The sequence below is a fragment of the Paenibacillus sp. NPDC057934 genome (assembly GCF_042887565.1).
GTDB lineage: Bacteria > Bacillota > Bacilli > Paenibacillales > Paenibacillaceae > Paenibacillus_AQ.
Window position 1 is genome coordinate 21776 of sequence record NZ_JBHVPB010000005.1, and the last position, 15234, is coordinate 37009.

General features: G+C 50.2%; 13 protein-coding genes. 12 read left to right on the forward strand and 1 reads right to left on the reverse strand.

The genetic code is table 11. The features are described from left to right. Positions 1 to 298: 298 nt before the first annotated feature. The 3 genes from ACFVRY_RS12440 (at position 299) to holA (ending at position 3414) form a co-directional block, all read left to right on the forward strand. A complete protein-coding gene (locus tag ACFVRY_RS12440; RefSeq protein WP_387500520.1) occupies positions 299 to 847 on the forward strand; it encodes an RNA polymerase sigma factor in 549 nt (182 codons plus the stop codon). Beyond that, the gene (locus ACFVRY_RS12445; protein WP_387500521.1) at positions 844 to 2085 is read left to right on the forward strand and encodes an anti-sigma factor family protein; all 1242 of its coding nucleotides are present in this window, start codon (positions 844 to 846) and stop codon (positions 2083 to 2085) included. The genes ACFVRY_RS12440 and ACFVRY_RS12445 overlap by 4 nt, the downstream gene beginning before the upstream one ends. 309 nt (positions 2086 to 2394) lie before the next feature. Continuing rightward, complete coding sequence (holA, locus tag ACFVRY_RS12450; protein ID WP_387500522.1) at positions 2395 to 3414, forward strand: DNA polymerase III subunit delta; 1020 nt, start codon at positions 2395 to 2397, stop codon at positions 3412 to 3414. 162 nt (positions 3415 to 3576) lie between these two features. Here the strand turns inward: holA and rpsT are convergent, their stop codons facing one another. Beyond that, positions 3577 to 3849: a 30S ribosomal protein S20 gene (gene rpsT, locus ACFVRY_RS12455; RefSeq protein ID WP_066364350.1), complete on the reverse strand. Its 273-nt coding sequence runs from the start codon at positions 3847 to 3849 to the stop codon at positions 3577 to 3579. 179 nt (positions 3850 to 4028) lie between these two features. On the opposite strand from rpsT, the gene gpr reads away from it, so the two are divergent. The 9 genes from gpr (at position 4029) to dnaK (ending at position 15138) form a co-directional block, all read left to right on the forward strand. After that, positions 4029 to 5027, forward strand: a complete 999-nt coding sequence (gene gpr / locus ACFVRY_RS12460; protein WP_387500523.1) for a GPR endopeptidase — start codon at positions 4029 to 4031, stop codon at positions 5025 to 5027. 284 nt (positions 5028 to 5311) lie between these two features. Then, on the forward strand, positions 5312 to 6727 hold the full coding sequence (locus ACFVRY_RS12465; protein ID WP_387500524.1) for a stage II sporulation protein P: 1416 nt from the start codon (positions 5312 to 5314) through the stop codon (positions 6725 to 6727). A 28-nt stretch (positions 6728 to 6755) separates the two neighbouring features. After that, positions 6756 to 7247: a hypothetical protein gene (locus ACFVRY_RS12470; RefSeq protein ID WP_387500525.1), complete on the forward strand. Its 492-nt coding sequence runs from the start codon at positions 6756 to 6758 to the stop codon at positions 7245 to 7247. A gap of 219 nt (positions 7248 to 7466) precedes the next feature. Continuing rightward, the gene (lepA, locus tag ACFVRY_RS12475) at positions 7467 to 9281 is read left to right on the forward strand and encodes a translation elongation factor 4 (protein WP_387500526.1); all 1815 of its coding nucleotides are present in this window, start codon (positions 7467 to 7469) and stop codon (positions 9279 to 9281) included. A gap of 237 nt (positions 9282 to 9518) precedes the next feature. Next, on the forward strand, positions 9519 to 10691 hold the full coding sequence (hemW, locus tag ACFVRY_RS12480; RefSeq protein ID WP_387500527.1) for a radical SAM family heme chaperone HemW: 1173 nt from the start codon (positions 9519 to 9521) through the stop codon (positions 10689 to 10691). A 95-nt stretch (positions 10692 to 10786) separates the two neighbouring features. Then, positions 10787 to 11275, forward strand: a complete 489-nt coding sequence (locus ACFVRY_RS12485) for an N-acetyltransferase (protein ID WP_387500958.1) — start codon at positions 10787 to 10789, stop codon at positions 11273 to 11275. Between the two features lie 222 nt (positions 11276 to 11497). Next, the gene (gene hrcA, locus ACFVRY_RS12490; RefSeq protein WP_387500528.1) at positions 11498 to 12529 is read left to right on the forward strand and encodes a heat-inducible transcriptional repressor HrcA; all 1032 of its coding nucleotides are present in this window, start codon (positions 11498 to 11500) and stop codon (positions 12527 to 12529) included. A gap of 48 nt (positions 12530 to 12577) precedes the next feature. Next, positions 12578 to 13138, forward strand: a complete 561-nt coding sequence (gene grpE / locus ACFVRY_RS12495) for a nucleotide exchange factor GrpE (RefSeq protein ID WP_387500529.1) — start codon at positions 12578 to 12580, stop codon at positions 13136 to 13138. Between the two features lie 155 nt (positions 13139 to 13293). Then, complete coding sequence (gene dnaK, locus ACFVRY_RS12500; RefSeq protein WP_387500530.1) at positions 13294 to 15138, forward strand: molecular chaperone DnaK; 1845 nt, start codon at positions 13294 to 13296, stop codon at positions 15136 to 15138. Positions 15139 to 15234 lie beyond the last annotated feature (96 nt).

Here is a 15234-nt window from a genome sequence, read left to right on the forward strand (position 1 = left end):
ACCGTGTGACGGTACGTCGGTCTTTTTCAATGTTGGCACTTTTGTCCAAGAACCGTGCGGGATATGGCAGTTGGTGTCATTTTTGTAATCAATTTATTGAAAAGAGTATTTGAATGAGAGGCGCTTCCCCTGTATGCTTAGTAAGGATTATCAGATTGTACCGGAAGCAACAAAGGAAATGCCAGGTGCAGCATGACGAAGAAAATAAAGTTTGGTATTCTAAAAATAACGATTACAGGGATGCAACATATTCGCAGTCTTGCGCGTCAGTAAGATTGCATAGAGAGGGGGAACCTTCGTGGTGGAGCAGGGACTCATCAGAGCCGCTCAAGCGGGCGATCGCGACGCTCTAATCACCCTATTGCGAGAAATAGAAGGGACTGTGTACAAGACAGCCTTTTACATTTTGCATAATGAACAGGATGCGCTGGATGCGTCTCAGGAAGCTTTGATCCGGGTGTATACCAAAATTGGTTCCTACGAGGAAAAAGCTCAGTTCAAAACATGGGTACAGCGTATCGTGACCAACATATGCATTGACAAATTCAGGAGAACCAAGCCTACGGTGTCTATGGATGAACATGAAATGGTGTTTCAGGATAAACATGACGTAGAGCGGGAAGTGCTGTCGGGCTATTTGGCCCAGGATATACGTGAAGCGATTGACCAGCTTCCGGAGCATCATCGGACGGTTATCGTACTGCGATATTTGCAGGATTTATCTTACAACGAGATTGCGGACTGTCTGGATCTGCCTCTGAATACAGTGAAATCCTATCTGTTCAGAGCGAGGCAGCAGCTGCAAAATAGACTTCAGGAGTATCAGAAAGGTGGTGTATCGGGATGAGTTGCGCGGAGGTGATGGAATGGATGCACCGTTATTTGGATCATGATCTCAGTCAGGACGAGATATTAGAGATGTTCCGTCATATCGACAATTGTCCTTCTTGCGCGGAGGTCTTTGACTCACTGTCCACATTGTCCAAGTCACTCGAGCAGATGCCGGATGTGAAGCCTCCTTTCAGTCTGGTGGACTCTATTCTGCCGAAGCTGGATGAATTGGATCGTGGTCTTCATCAGCCAAGCACCATCAAGGCCGAGGATCATCCACAGGATGAACAGGTGGTTGTACCGTTCTCACGCAAAGTCTCCCATCAGAAGCCCGCAAGGGGGCATTCCATGGCTAGACGGACAGGCATTGGGGCGGCAGCCGCTGCAGTTATATTGGGTATTGCAATCTTTTATGCACCGCCAAAAATGCCGAGTGCTGAGGTGGACCAGTTATTGAATCGAAGCGCAGATAAGGCTTCGAATAATAATGCAGCTGGCGGAGCTTCTTCCGACTCCTTATTCAAGACAGCGGATGCGGGAACTACTGAAGGGGACGATAATGGAGCCAATTCCAGTGAGAGTGCTAGTACCTTTGGTGCTATGGGTGTCACTGCCCAAGATGGAGGCGGTGCTGCTGATCCTGCGCAGGACGCTGCTCCATCCGCTACGCAAAGTGCTGCACCGGAGGAAGGCGCTGCACCTGCTCCGATCAAGACCAAGGAGCCGGCCAAAACAGAAAAACCAAAGAAGAATAGTCGAGTCACTACACCAACTCCGAAGGCCGCTGTTCCGACAGATCAGGTGCAGAAAGATTTGAAGAATGACGCGGAGAACTCTGACCGAAGCTTGCAAGATTCGGTGAATCCAGCGCAAGAAAATGCACCGTCTCCTGGCGAGGCTGGGGACACTGCGATGGGAATGCTTCCGCCAGGTTCGGCGTTAAATGCAGCGACGACACAGGCATCCTGGACTTCCCTGGACGGACTTCACAAAGCGGAATTAGCCGAGCAGCAATTGGTTATCTATAATCTGGCTGCAGGTGGGTCAGGTGGTGAGCAGGTGGTGACTTCCCTTCCGCTGGAAGGCACATGGGTATCCGGGGAGTGGTCGACGGATGGCACCCAGTTCACTTATGTGACTTCACAACAAGGGACGAATGTGACCAAGACTTTCACTGTGGAGCCTGCTGGCAGCCCTGTTGCCCCTTCGGCTACTCCTACACCGCAGCCGTCTGCAACGCCTACGGGAACCTAAATGTACAAATTGATTCCGGGTTGTCACTTTTTTCAGGGCACTGGAATATACTATGGCAAGAGAGAAGATGGAACCGGAATTTGTAGGTTCGCAGAACATCGGTATGACCGTCGGCTGTGAGGTTTCTAGGGCCTTGCACACCGTCGTTTATATAGATGCGCCGCTGAAACGGAGGGACTTTGGCACAGGCTGCCGGAGTTCCTCCGTTTTTGCGTTCAGTTTTCATGAAAGGATTTTTTTGTTACAATAAGGCTTCGGGAAAGTTCAAGTGAATGAACGCCAGATGAATGAAGAAAAGGAAGTGGCAAGATGGATGCCAAAGCGGCGGCCAAAGATATCAAACAGGGGAAAATTTCACCGCTGTATGTGCTGTACGGCAGCGAAAAATTCCGGATGAATGAATTTGCGGCCATGCTGGAAGATCAATTGATTGCGAAGGAGGATCGTGATTTCGCGGTCATCCCTTTTGATCTGTCCGAAACGCCGGTGCAGGCGGTGGTGGAAGAGGCGGAGACGGTGCCCTTTATGGTGCCACGTAAACTGCTTCTGGTACGGGACGCCTCGTTATTCACTGCGGGCAAAGAGAATGCAAAGCTGGAGCACAGGGTGGATCTGTTGAATGAATATCTACAGCATCCAGTAGACTATAGTGTGATTGTATTTATGGTTAACAGCGATAAACTCGATGAGCGCAAAAAAATCGTCAAAGCCGTGAAGTCCACCGGAACGGTGCTGGCCTTTAATCCCCTAGGAGCAGAAGAGTTGCTCCGGTGGGTAGAGAAGGGCATTAAGGATCGCGGCTGCGTGGCGGCGCCAGGGACAGCTGAAGCGCTGATCGCCAATGCCGGGACTGGGCTACAGGGCTTGACCGGGGAGATGGACAAGCTCTGCTTGTTCGCGGGTCAAGGTGGGACTGTAGACACGGCGGCCGTGGAGAGTCTCGTACACCGTGGCACCGAACAGAACGTGTTCACGCTTGTGGAAGATATTGCGAACCTGCGACTTGATAAGGCGCTGAATACGTTATACGAACTGCTGAAACAACGGGAGGAGCCGATCAAGATTGCGGCACTGATCGCCCGGCAGTTCCGCATGATTTTACAAGTGAAGGATTTATCGGCGCTCAGCTATTCACAGGGGCAGATTGCTTCACAGCTCGGTCTGCATCCCTATGCTGTGAAGATCGCTGGTGAGCAGGCGCGCAAGTTCGGTACCGACCGTCTGCGCCGGATTCTCAGTGCCTTGGCCGATCTCGATTACCAAATGAAGACGGGGGCCGTTGATAAGGTGCTGGGGCTGGAAATGTTCATGCTGAAGCTAGGTGCGTGAGTCTTGAACCGCGCCTGAAACTATAAAAAGCCTGTCCATTCCTGTTATTACAGGGTGGACAGGCTCTTTTGATAGTGCGGAAGAAAGAGCGGTGAAACAAAAAAACCTAACCGTATACAGCATAACGGTCAGGTTCTTCAATGCTCAATATGAAAGTCGTTCTTAGGCTTGAGCCTTAAGAGCGTTCAATTTCTTCGCCAAGCGGGATTTTTTGCGGGCAGCCGCATTTTTATGAACTAGACCTTTAGTAACGGCCTTGTCCAGCTTTTGAGAAGCAGCTTGGAAAGCAGTTTGAGCATTTTCAACTTCCGTGCCAGTCAGAGCTACATCAGCAGCTTTCACGGCTGTACGAAGCGCGGACTTTTGGGAAGCGTTCAGTGCACGGCGTTTTTCGATCGTTTTTACACGTTTTACCGCGGATTTAATATTTGGCATTGCATTCACCTCCTGTAAGACATTCGAAATCATCAAATGATTCACAACTTAAAATAGTTTAGCATGCTCCATACTAAAATGCAACATAAAAAGCTTATAAATTAAAGGGTGCGCTTTGCATAAACGTTGGCTCACACTCGCACACTACCGATAAACGAGCATAGGAGGCTGATATAACAATGGAACTGGATCTGCAACTGTATTCGGTGCGCACGGATTTGGCGCTTGAAGCGAGGGAAATGGCCCAAGGGCCGACAAAATCGCCGATTCCCGGTGTGAACGAGGAAGTCGAAGAATCGGACGGCATTACAATCACCAGGCTTGGTGTGGCGACTCCTGCCGGATCGCAGGCGATCGGACGTGCTATCGGCAATTATGTGACACTGGAAGTGCCGGGTCTGCGCGGCGGGGATACAGGTCTGCAGCAAAAGGTGGCCGAAGCCTTTGCCCGTGAATTTGAGGGTTTTATGACTCGAATCGGTATCGGCAAAGATTCCTCAGCTCTCATTGTCGGCTTGGGGAACTGGAATGTGACGCCAGACTCGCTGGGTCCGCTCGTGGTCGAGAACGCGCTTGTCACACGCCAGTTCTATGAATTGGTCCCGGACCAGGTGTCTCCAGGTTACCGGAAGGTCAGCGCGATTGCTCCTGGTGTGCTGGGGATGACGGGAATTGAATCCAGCGAGGTGGTCCAGGGCATTGTGGATCGCACGAAGCCGGATGTTATTATCGCGATTGACGCTCTGGCCTCCCGCTCTCTGGAGCGAATTAATACTACCATCCAGATTGCTGATATCGGTATCCATCCCGGTTCAGGAATTGGCAACAAACGGCGTGGTCTGACCCAGGAAGTACTGGGTGTTCCCTGCATCGCCATCGGTGTTCCCACCGTCTGCTATGCCTCAACGATAGTCAACAACGTGCTGGAGATGATGAAAAGCCATTTTGGCCATGGTGCCCCTACCAAGGAAATTATGGGGATGCTCGACGATATCTCCGAGCAGGAGCGGCTTACGCTGGTGAAAGAAGTGTTGGAGCCGCTCGGTCATGATCTGATTGTTACACCTAAAGAAATAGATGAGTTCATTGAAGATATCGCTAATATTGTAGCTAGTGGATTGAACGCGGCACTGCACGAGGCAGTCGATCCCGGTAACGTGGGAGCGTACACTCACTAGTCAGATTAGTTCGGAAATTCACCGAGTGACGACCGAGCTTTACGTTCGGACCTTCAGTTCGTCTGATTTAAATTAACAAAAAAGGCTCGGTGATCTGCTGTGATGGCGGCCCGCCGGGTCTTGTTTTTTCATGCGCTGTATTAATTTCATTTCTATTGATTTAATCTCTATTAAGATGTGGGGCCCTATTTGTTTGTCTTCTATTTTCGGTTCTAGCAGCGCTCTTCTACTCATAGATTTGAAGTATAAGAGATTACAGAGGGCTGGAGGAGGACATAACAATAATGAACAAAAAATGGTTTCAGCTATGGAACATCGGCCGGCTGCGGGGAAAAGTGCTGGATATTTTGTCGCTGGGGAGAACGATGCTGCTGCTGGCTGGAGGCTCACTTGTCTTCTTTATGCTGCTGGGCGCTGGTGGAATCGCCGGACAGAAGTTGAACTCTTCCCCCATTCCTTCTATGAAAGGTCTTGCTGCCTCGTTGTCCAGCGGTTTCTTCATGGAAATCCTGGGGATGGAGGTTCCGCATTTGCCTCAAGGCAAGGAAGCGGAGGAACTGTCGCCTAAGAATGTGACATCATTTGTGTTTCAATTGCTGACCAGTGTGAATCCTGGCGATCCCAAAAGTCTTCTGGCCCGCGAGGTGCCGGGAATGGGCGCGGATGACCCTTTTCTACTACGCAAAGGTTCCGGCGGTGTGGCGGGCGCGCCTGCGGACTATCATCCCGGAACAAATGAGCTAGCTTCAGAAGAGGGCGGTCAGGAACATGATCCTCCCGCAATCAACGGGACAGAAGATCCCGGCAGCGACGACGGCTCTGTGCCGGATATACCTGTGGCCACCCCTTCGCCGGAAACAGGCGGAGATGGAGGAGGTGGCAAAAGTGGCGGAAACAGCGGCACAGAGGACACCTCAATCAAACGTGTCCTGATCTATCACTCTCATCCTCGGGAAGCTTTCAACCCCTTGCTGGGAGCGCAGAGCGATAATCCCAGTTCGTCGCTCCCCTCGAAGAATGTCATGGTGGTAGGTTCATATATTGCCAAACGTCTTGAAGAGCATGGCATTGGCACGATTCATTCTCAGGAAGACTATGCCACCAAGGTGAAGGATTACAAATGGAACTTCTCTTATAAATATTCTCGGATCACGGTTAAGGCGGCTCTGGCGGGTAATGATCAGCTGACGGATCTCATCGACATTCACCGTGACTCACAGCGGCATGGCAAAACGACGACAGTCATTGATGGTAAAAGTTATGCTCAAGTCTACTTTATTCTGGGGCATGAAAATAAAGATTGGAAGAAAAACGAGGCTTTTGCGAACAAGATTCATCAGGAGCTGGAGAAGAGCTACCCTGGCCTTTCAAGGGGCATTTGGGGCAAGACCTCTAGTCAGGGGAACGGAGAATACAACCAGTCGCTTTCCCCCAACAGTGTGCTCATAGAGGTGGGTGGGATTGACAACACTGAGGAGGAACTGAAACGGACTGCGGAAATTCTCGGAGATATCATTGCGGATGTGTATTGGAAGAATCAGAAGGCGGATAAGGTCGATGTGCCACAGACTGTAACTGCGCCCACCACAGCGGCTCCAACTGCACAGCCTGGGGGCGAACCATCCGGCGAGAGTACCAAGACAACAGGTGAAGCTGGAGGCCAGGCGGCCGGTAAACCCCTAACGAACAAGGCATCTTAAATTTAGCGTAAGGAGAGAAGGTGAGGAAATGTCGCGAGTCGGAAGAAAACTGACGATGGTTGCTGTCTGGGCTGGCATTGGTATTCTGATTGGCATGCAATTCGGAGGGGGCGGGACCAAAATTTCCGATGTGCTTCCGGGCTGGGATTCCGGGACACAAGCCGCACAGAACATTCCGGCAGCAGCAGGGATTGGGGGAGTAAGGCAGCAGCCTGCTCCCAGCACGGGGGCTCCCCAAACCTATGTTTACGTTCCTATGGCGGTCGATCCCGCAACCGGAGCGTACACGCCGCTCCCGGTGCGCACGGAGACGGGCGCGACGGCACAGACACTGAATAATCAGCCGCAGCAGGAGACGGAGGAGTACAACAATACGACTTTGACGCCGGAGCAAATCCTGGTCCCGGAGGGGCAGAAGCCCACGGTGGATGTGCTGGCTGACAAGACGGCAGGGCTGTTGCAGGAGGCTTCGCAGAAAGGCATTCGCTGGGTCGTCTCGTTGTTTTCTTCAGCGGAGTGAGAGGTCGATCCGGAATCAGTTTTTTTGCAGCGACAAACTTGGTTTCTCACAATCTTTATTTACATGACTCGACTTACGGCAGAGAATGTTCCGTCCATGGGGAGGGTATTCTCTGCTGTTTCACTGTGATTTTATTCCTTACGCCAGCCCGGGATTGCTGGGGAAAGATTGTACTGTTATAATAAATGGATTAACATAGGCTGTCTGTGGGGGTAAGGAATGACTGACGTACAGAAAAGACAACAACAAATTCGCAATTTCTCGATTATTGCACATATAGACCATGGAAAATCGACACTGGCTGACCGCATTCTGGAATACACGGGTGCGCTGAGCTCGCGTGAGATGCAGGAGCAAGTACTCGATCAGATGGATCTGGAGCGCGAGCGCGGGATTACCATCAAGTTGCAGGCTGTTCGGCTAAGCTACAAAGCCGACGACGGTGAGGAATATCTGCTCAATCTAATTGACACACCGGGACACGTCGACTTCACTTATGAAGTCTCCCGCAGCCTTGCTGCCTGTGAAGGCGCGCTGCTGGTTGTGGACGCGGCACAAGGCATTGAGGCTCAGACGCTAGCCAACGTATATCTGGCGCTGGACAACAATCTGGAGATTCTACCGGTTATCAACAAAATCGATCTTCCGAGTGCTGACCCTGAGCGGGTTAAGCAGGAAATCGAGGATGTCATCGGCCTGGATGCCAGTGAAGCAGTACTCGCTTCTGCCAAAGCAGGGATCGGCATCAAGGAAATTCTGGAGCAGGTCGTCAAGCAGGTCCCGGCGCCAACAGGCAGCTCGGCAGATCCGCTGAAGGCACTGATTTTCGACTCTCATTATGATCCGTACAAAGGCGTTATCGTCTATGTCCGCGTTATTGACGGTAGTATCCGTGCGGGCTCGAAGATCAAGATGATGGCTACCGACAAGACCTTTGAAGTTATTGAGGTCGGCGCATTTATGCCACGGATGACCATTGTCAATGAACTAAATATAGGTGATGTAGGCTTTATCGTGGCCGGTATCAAGCATGTTGGAGATACCCGTGTCGGTGATACAGTGACGGATGCTAAGAATCCGACACTTGAGCCATTGCCAGGTTACCGTAGAATCAACCCGATGGTCTATTGCGGTCTTTATCCGATCGAAACATCGGATTACAATGATCTGCGTGAAGCGCTGGAGAAACTACAACTTAACGACGCCTCACTCAGCTTTGAGCCGGAAAGCTCAAGCGCACTCGGCTTCGGCTTCCGCTGTGGCTTCCTGGGTCTACTTCACATGGAGATCATTCAGGAGCGGATCGAACGTGAGTTCAATCTGCCACTCATTACAACGGCGCCAAGCGTTATTTACCGGATTATGCTGACGAGCGGGGAAATGATTCAGATCGACAACCCGTCGCATTACCCGGAAGTCGGCACCATCGATTACGTTGAAGAGCCGTATGTCAAAGCTGCAATCATCGTCCCGAACGATTATGTAGGTACGGTAATGGAGCTTTGCCAGAACAAGCGCGGCGAGTTCGTGAACATGGAGTACCTGGATTCGAATCGGGTCACGATCACTTACCAGATTCCACTGTCCGAGATTGTATATGACTTCTTCGACCAGCTTAAATCGGGCACGAAGGGTTATGCATCCTTTGACTATGAGATTTCCGGTTACCGCCGTTCGAATCTGGTCAAGATGGATATCCTGCTCAACAACGAGCAGGTCGATGCCCTGTCCTTTATTGTGCACCGCGACCGCGCCTACAACCGTGGACGTATCATCTGCGAGAAGCTGCGCGGCATTATCCCGCGTCAGATGTTTGAGGTGCCGATTCAGGCGACGATCGGAACAAAGGTAGTTTCGCGTGAGACCGTTAAGGCGATGCGCAAGAATGTCCTTGCCAAATGCTACGGCGGTGATATTTCGCGGAAGCGGAAATTGCTGGAGAAGCAGAAGGAAGGTAAGAAACGTATGAAGCAGGTCGGCAGCGTAGAGGTGCCGCAAGAAGCGTTTATGGCGGTACTCAAGATCGACGAGTAGGTCGCTGTCATTACAGCAAAATGCTTCATTCATATGAGAACAATCCTGTAAGGGAAGCCGTCAGGCTTCCCTTTTCTAAAGCATAAGGCTCATTCATGCTTCGTACTACTAAACAGGCATATATTATATGAGAAACGGGTACCGTCCTTTACGCGAGGGCGTGCAGCCGTTTCTTCTTACTTTTTAACGATCAGGCATAGCGCCTGACCTAACCTAGATAGAACAAAGGAGACAGCTATGACAACTCAAACCCACGGCCGTCCCCCTGAGGCTGTATATATTCATATCCCTTTTTGCACGAACAAGTGCTTTTATTGTGATTTCAACTCCTATGTTCTGAAGGACCAGCCCGTAATGGACTATCTTCGTGCGCTGGATCAAGAGATGGAGCAGACGGTTAAAATCACTCCGCCCGGCGTGATCCGGACGATCTTTGTAGGCGGCGGAACGCCGACTGTGTTGAAGCCAGATGAGATGGCTTATTTCTTGGCTTCAGTGCGGAGACATTTTCCGAATTGGGCCGATGATATCGAGTTCTCGATGGAAGCCAATCCCGGTACCACCGATATCGACAAACTGGCCGTGATGAAGGAAGGTGGCGTCAACCGGGTTAGCTTCGGCGTGCAGGCATTCCAGAATGAGCTGCTCACCGGAATCGGCCGCATTCATAATGTGGACGATGTTTACCGGAGTTTGGAGAACGCGCGTGCTGTAGGTCTGAACAATCTTTCCGTGGATCTGATGTTTGGCTTGCCCAACCAGACTGTCGATATGCTGGCTGAAAGTATTCGCAAAGCTTTGGAGCTGGAACTGCCGCACTATTCTATTTATAGCCTCAAGGTAGAGGAGAACACGCTTTTCCATACTCTCTTTAACAAGAACAAGCTTCCGCTTCCTAATGAAGAGGATGAGCTGCAAATGTACCTGCTTCTGATGTCGAAGATGGAAGAGGCCGGATACGGGCAGTATGAGATCAGTAACTTCGCCAAGCCGGGTATGGAGAGTCGTCATAATATTACGTACTGGCGCAATCAGGATTATTACGGACTTGGTGCAGGTGCACATGGTTACGTGGGCCGGAATCGGCATATCAATATTAAAGGCGTTAATCCATATGTTGAAGCTGCAAGCAAAGGACTGCCCCGTCTGGATTCCTACCCGGTAACGCCAGAGGAAGCAATGGAGGACTTTATGATGGTGGGCCTGCGGATGCGCGAAGGAATCTCGGATGCATCATTCCGGGCGCAATTCGGGCAATCTATGGAGGACATATTTGCTGGTTCACTGCATAAAATGCTGAATGCAGGCCTGCTTGAGCGAGTGGGCGACGGCTACCGTCTCAGCAAGCAGGGCGTGCTGTTTGGCAACGATGTTTTCGGCGAATTTGTCGGCGCGCTGACAGAGGTTTAATTTTAAAATAACTCTTGAATTCAAATTCACCTTGTTGTATATTTATTCATATTATCAACGAGGGGTGAATTAGAGTGCTTGCCAAACCGGAATTGATGCCTAGTGTTTCCGCTCAGGTGGAGACAGGGGCTATATGCAGAAGTGCCACGGTGGAAGATGTTGAACCACTGTTTCAGATGATAGAAGAATATGCACAGAGTGGTATTATGCTGCCCCGATCCCGGCAAGCCTTGACCCGCCAGATCGACCAATTCGTCATTGCAGAGATTGATGGCAGATTCGTTGGTTGTGGCTCGCTCTGCAAGCTGGGTAATGACCTCGTGGAGATTCGTTCGCTGGGGCTGCGTCCAGAATGTAAAGGCAAAGGGATTGGTTCCCTGATCGTGGATAAGCTGACCGAGGAAGCCAGAAGGCAGAAGATTCCGAAGATCATGGCACTGACCTATGCGGTCGATTTCTTCCTGAGAAATGGATTTACCATCGTTGAGAAGGAGATCTTCCCGGAGAAGGTCTGGACCGATTGTGTGAATTGTAAAAAGCAGCATGCCTGCGATGAAATAGCCGTTCTTAAAATGCTGAACTGACTTGACTTTTGTCAATGTCGGTTCGGTGTTTTTTTTCAAATCAATACAGGATCAATCTCATGAAGAAGAATACCACGACGTAGCAAAAAAAAGCAGTTGCCCAAGATGCTGAACTGACTTGACAATGTTAATGTCAGTTTGGTATTTTTGTAATAGTGGTTAGCACTCATCTAAGTCGAGTGCTAACGAATCAGAAACCACAGGCGGACAGGAGGGAATGCCATGTTAACCGATCGCCAGAGAATGATACTGAATGCTATTGTGGACGATTATATCTCTTCGGCTGAGCCGGTAGGCTCACGCAGCATTTCTAAGCGGGGAGACGTAGGATACAGTCCTGCTACCATCCGTAATGAAATGGCCGACCTGGAGGAACTGGGCTATCTTGAACAGCCTCATACATCGGCAGGACGAATTCCATCTCATAAGGGATACCGTTATTACGTGGATCATCTGGTACCTTGGAATTCTGCTGAAATCGCTGAGATGGGGACAGTCCGTACATTTTTTGCTGAGAAGCTGAATGCAACGGAACAGGTCATCCAGCATGCGGCTATGATTCTTTCCAATATGACGAATTACACTTCCATCCTTCTGGGACCGGAGGTTTTTCATACTTCATTGCGCCATTTTCAATTGCTGCCCCTGGACGATAAGACCGCTGTGGCGATCATTGTCACCAGCACAGGACAGGTAGAGAACCGTACGGTCAATATTCCGCCGGAGATTTCAATCTCCGAGATCGAGAAGGTCGTCAATCTGCTGAACAGCAAGCTGAAGAATGTGCCGCTCTACAAGCTCAAAACCCAGCTCTATACCGAGCTTGGCGAGGAAATGCAGCGCCATATCTCCCATTATGAAGAGCTGATGAAGATGCTTGATACCGCGCTTGATAGTGAGAATGAGCAGCGGATTTATCTGAGCGGGGCCACGAATATGCTGACCCAGCCAGAGTTTAAGGATGTCGACAAGGTCAAGCACATTCTTGATCTCTTGGAAGAGACGCCTACGCTGCTTAAGATGATGTCGCCTGTACCTGGCGGACCTGGTATTCAGGTACGGATAGGAACCGAGAACGACCATGAAGCTTTTGCGAATTGTAGTCTTATTACAGCGACTTATTCCCTTGATGGTCAAGCGCTGGGGAGCATTGGTATTCTCGGCCCTACCCGAATGGAATACGCGAGGGTAATGGGCATCCTGGGCATTTTATCCCGAGATTTGACAGCGATGCTGGCACACTGGTATAAGTGAACAGAGCCATAATGTTTTTCGTGATGATTTTAAGGAGGTGAAGACAACTTGAAAGAGGAACAAGTTCAAGATCCGAATGAATTGAATGAAAATGTTATTAATGAAGAACAAGCGACTGAGGAAACTGTCTCGGAGGCCGGTACTGTATCGGCAGAAGAAGCCGGGGATGCAGCTCGTATGCAAACACTGGCTGATGAATTGCAGGGACGTGTACTTCGTGTACAAGCCGATTTTGACAATTTCCGCCGCCGCACCCAGAAAGAGAAAGAAGAACTGGCGCAATACGCCACCTCCAAGCTCATCAACGAATTGCTTCCGGTTCTGGACAATTTCGACCGGGCCTTGGTTACCGCACCTGCCGGTCCTGAGACTGAGGCGTTCACGAAAGGCGTGAACATGATTTTCCGTCAACTGGATGGGGTATTAAAGTCGGAGGGGCTTACAGCGATGGAATCGGTGGGACAGCCTTTTAACCCTGAATATCATCAAGCTATTATGCAGGTTGAGAGCGAGGAGCACGAAGAGGGTATCGTGACGGAAGAGGTCCAAAAGGGCTATCTCCTGAAAGATAAAGTCCTTCGTCCAGCCATGGTCAAAGTCAGCATGTAGCCTGTCTATATAAGCGGGGATAGCTTTGGCCCGCGAAGTGAAGCAACTGTGCTATTCGCAGCCGGTCTGCTTCTTGAATCGATGGGATTGGGTACACAAAGAGAAAAATTCAAACGGGGCGAATGCTCCATTACATTTTGAGGAGGCAAATTACAGTGAGTAAAGTTATCGGTATTGACCTTGGAACCACCAATTCTTGCGTTGCCGTTATGGAAGGCGGCGAAGCCGTTGTTATCCCGAATCCGGAAGGCGCGCGCACAACCCCTTCGGTTGTAGGCTTCAAGAAAGACGGCGAGCGTATCGTCGGAGAAACAGCTAAACGTCAAGCGATCACCAACCCTGATCGTACAATCAGTTCGATTAAACGCCATATTGGTACGAACCATAAAGAAAGCATTGATGCTAAAGATTACTCTCCACAAGAAATCTCGGCTATGATTCTGCAAAAGCTAAAGTCCGATGCAGAAGCTTATCTTGGCCAAACCGTTACTCAAGCGGTTATCACCGTTCCTGCTTATTTTAATGACAGCCAACGTCAAGCTACCAAGGATGCGGGAAAAATCGCAGGCCTGGAAGTTCTGCGTATCGTGAACGAGCCAACTGCTGCAGCTTTGGCTTATGGTCTGGAGAAATCCGAAGATCAAACGATCCTTGTCTATGACCTTGGTGGTGGTACGTTCGATGTATCTATCCTTGAACTGGGCGATGGTTTCTTCGAAGTAAAAGCTACAAGTGGGGATAACAAACTTGGTGGCGATGACTTTGACGAAGTAGTTATGAATTACCTCGTAGCTGAATTCAAGAAAGAACAAGGCATCGACCTGAGCAAAGATAAAGCGGCTGTACAACGTCTCAAAGACGCTGCTGAGAAAGCGAAGAAAGAATTGTCCGGCGTACTTACAACTACAGTATCCCTTCCGTTCATCACTGTGGTTGACGGCGTACCTCAGCACTTGGAGCTTAACTTGACTCGCGCTAAGTTCGATGAGTTGACTGCTGGTCTGGTAGAACGTACTTTGGGCCCAACACGTCAAGCATTGAGCGATGCAGGCATGACTCCTGCTGACCTTACAAGAATCGTACTCGTAGGCGGATCTACACGGATTCCTGCTGTACAAGATGCCATTAAGAAACTTACTGGCAAAGAGCCTCACAAAGGTGTTAACCCGGACGAAGTGGTAGCCCTTGGTGCTGCTGTTCAAGCGGGCGTTCTGACAGGCGACGTTAAAGACGTAGTCCTGCTTGACGTAACTCCATTGTCCCTGGGTATCGAAACTGCGGGCGGCGTCTTCACGAAGATGATCGAGCGCAACACAACGATCCCTACAAGCAAATCTCAAGTGTTCTCGACCTTTGCTGACAGCCAGCCAAGCGTGGAAATTCACGTTCTGCAAGGTGAGCGTCAAATGGCGAACGGTAACAAAACGCTGGGACGCTTTATGCTCAACGAGATTCCACCGGCACCACGTGGTGTACCGCAAATCGAAGTTACTTTTGACATCGATGCGAACGGTATCGTGAACGTATCGGCTACCGATAAAGGCACCAACAAGAGCCAGAAGATCACCATTACTTCTTCCAGCGGCTTGAGCGATGCTGAAGTTGAACAAATGATGAAGGATGCCGAGCTGCACGCTGAGGAAGACCGCAAGCGTAAGGAACTGGTAGAAGCGAAGAACAATGCTGACCAACTCGTGTACTCCACTGAGAAAGTAATCAAGGATCTTGGTGACAAGGCCGACTCTTCCGAAGTTGAGAAGGCTAATGAAGCTAAAGACAAGGTAAAAGCGGCTATTGAAACCGACAATCTTGAAGAAATCACAGCGGCTACAGAAGCGTTGAACGAGATCGTTCAACAGTTGTCCGTGAAGCTGTACGAGCAAGCAGCAGCTGAGCAAGGTGCTGCCGGCGGCGAAGGCGCTCCTGAAGGCGCGTCTAAGAAGGACAATGTAGTAGATGCGGATTATGAAGTTGTTGACGACGAGAAGAATCAAGGGTAACCTTAGACGATAAGTGTCGTAAGTGGGGGAAGGTCAAAACCGGGTCATCCCGTGTTTTGGCTTTCCTTTTACATGTAACAGGGTTAAGTGTATGCA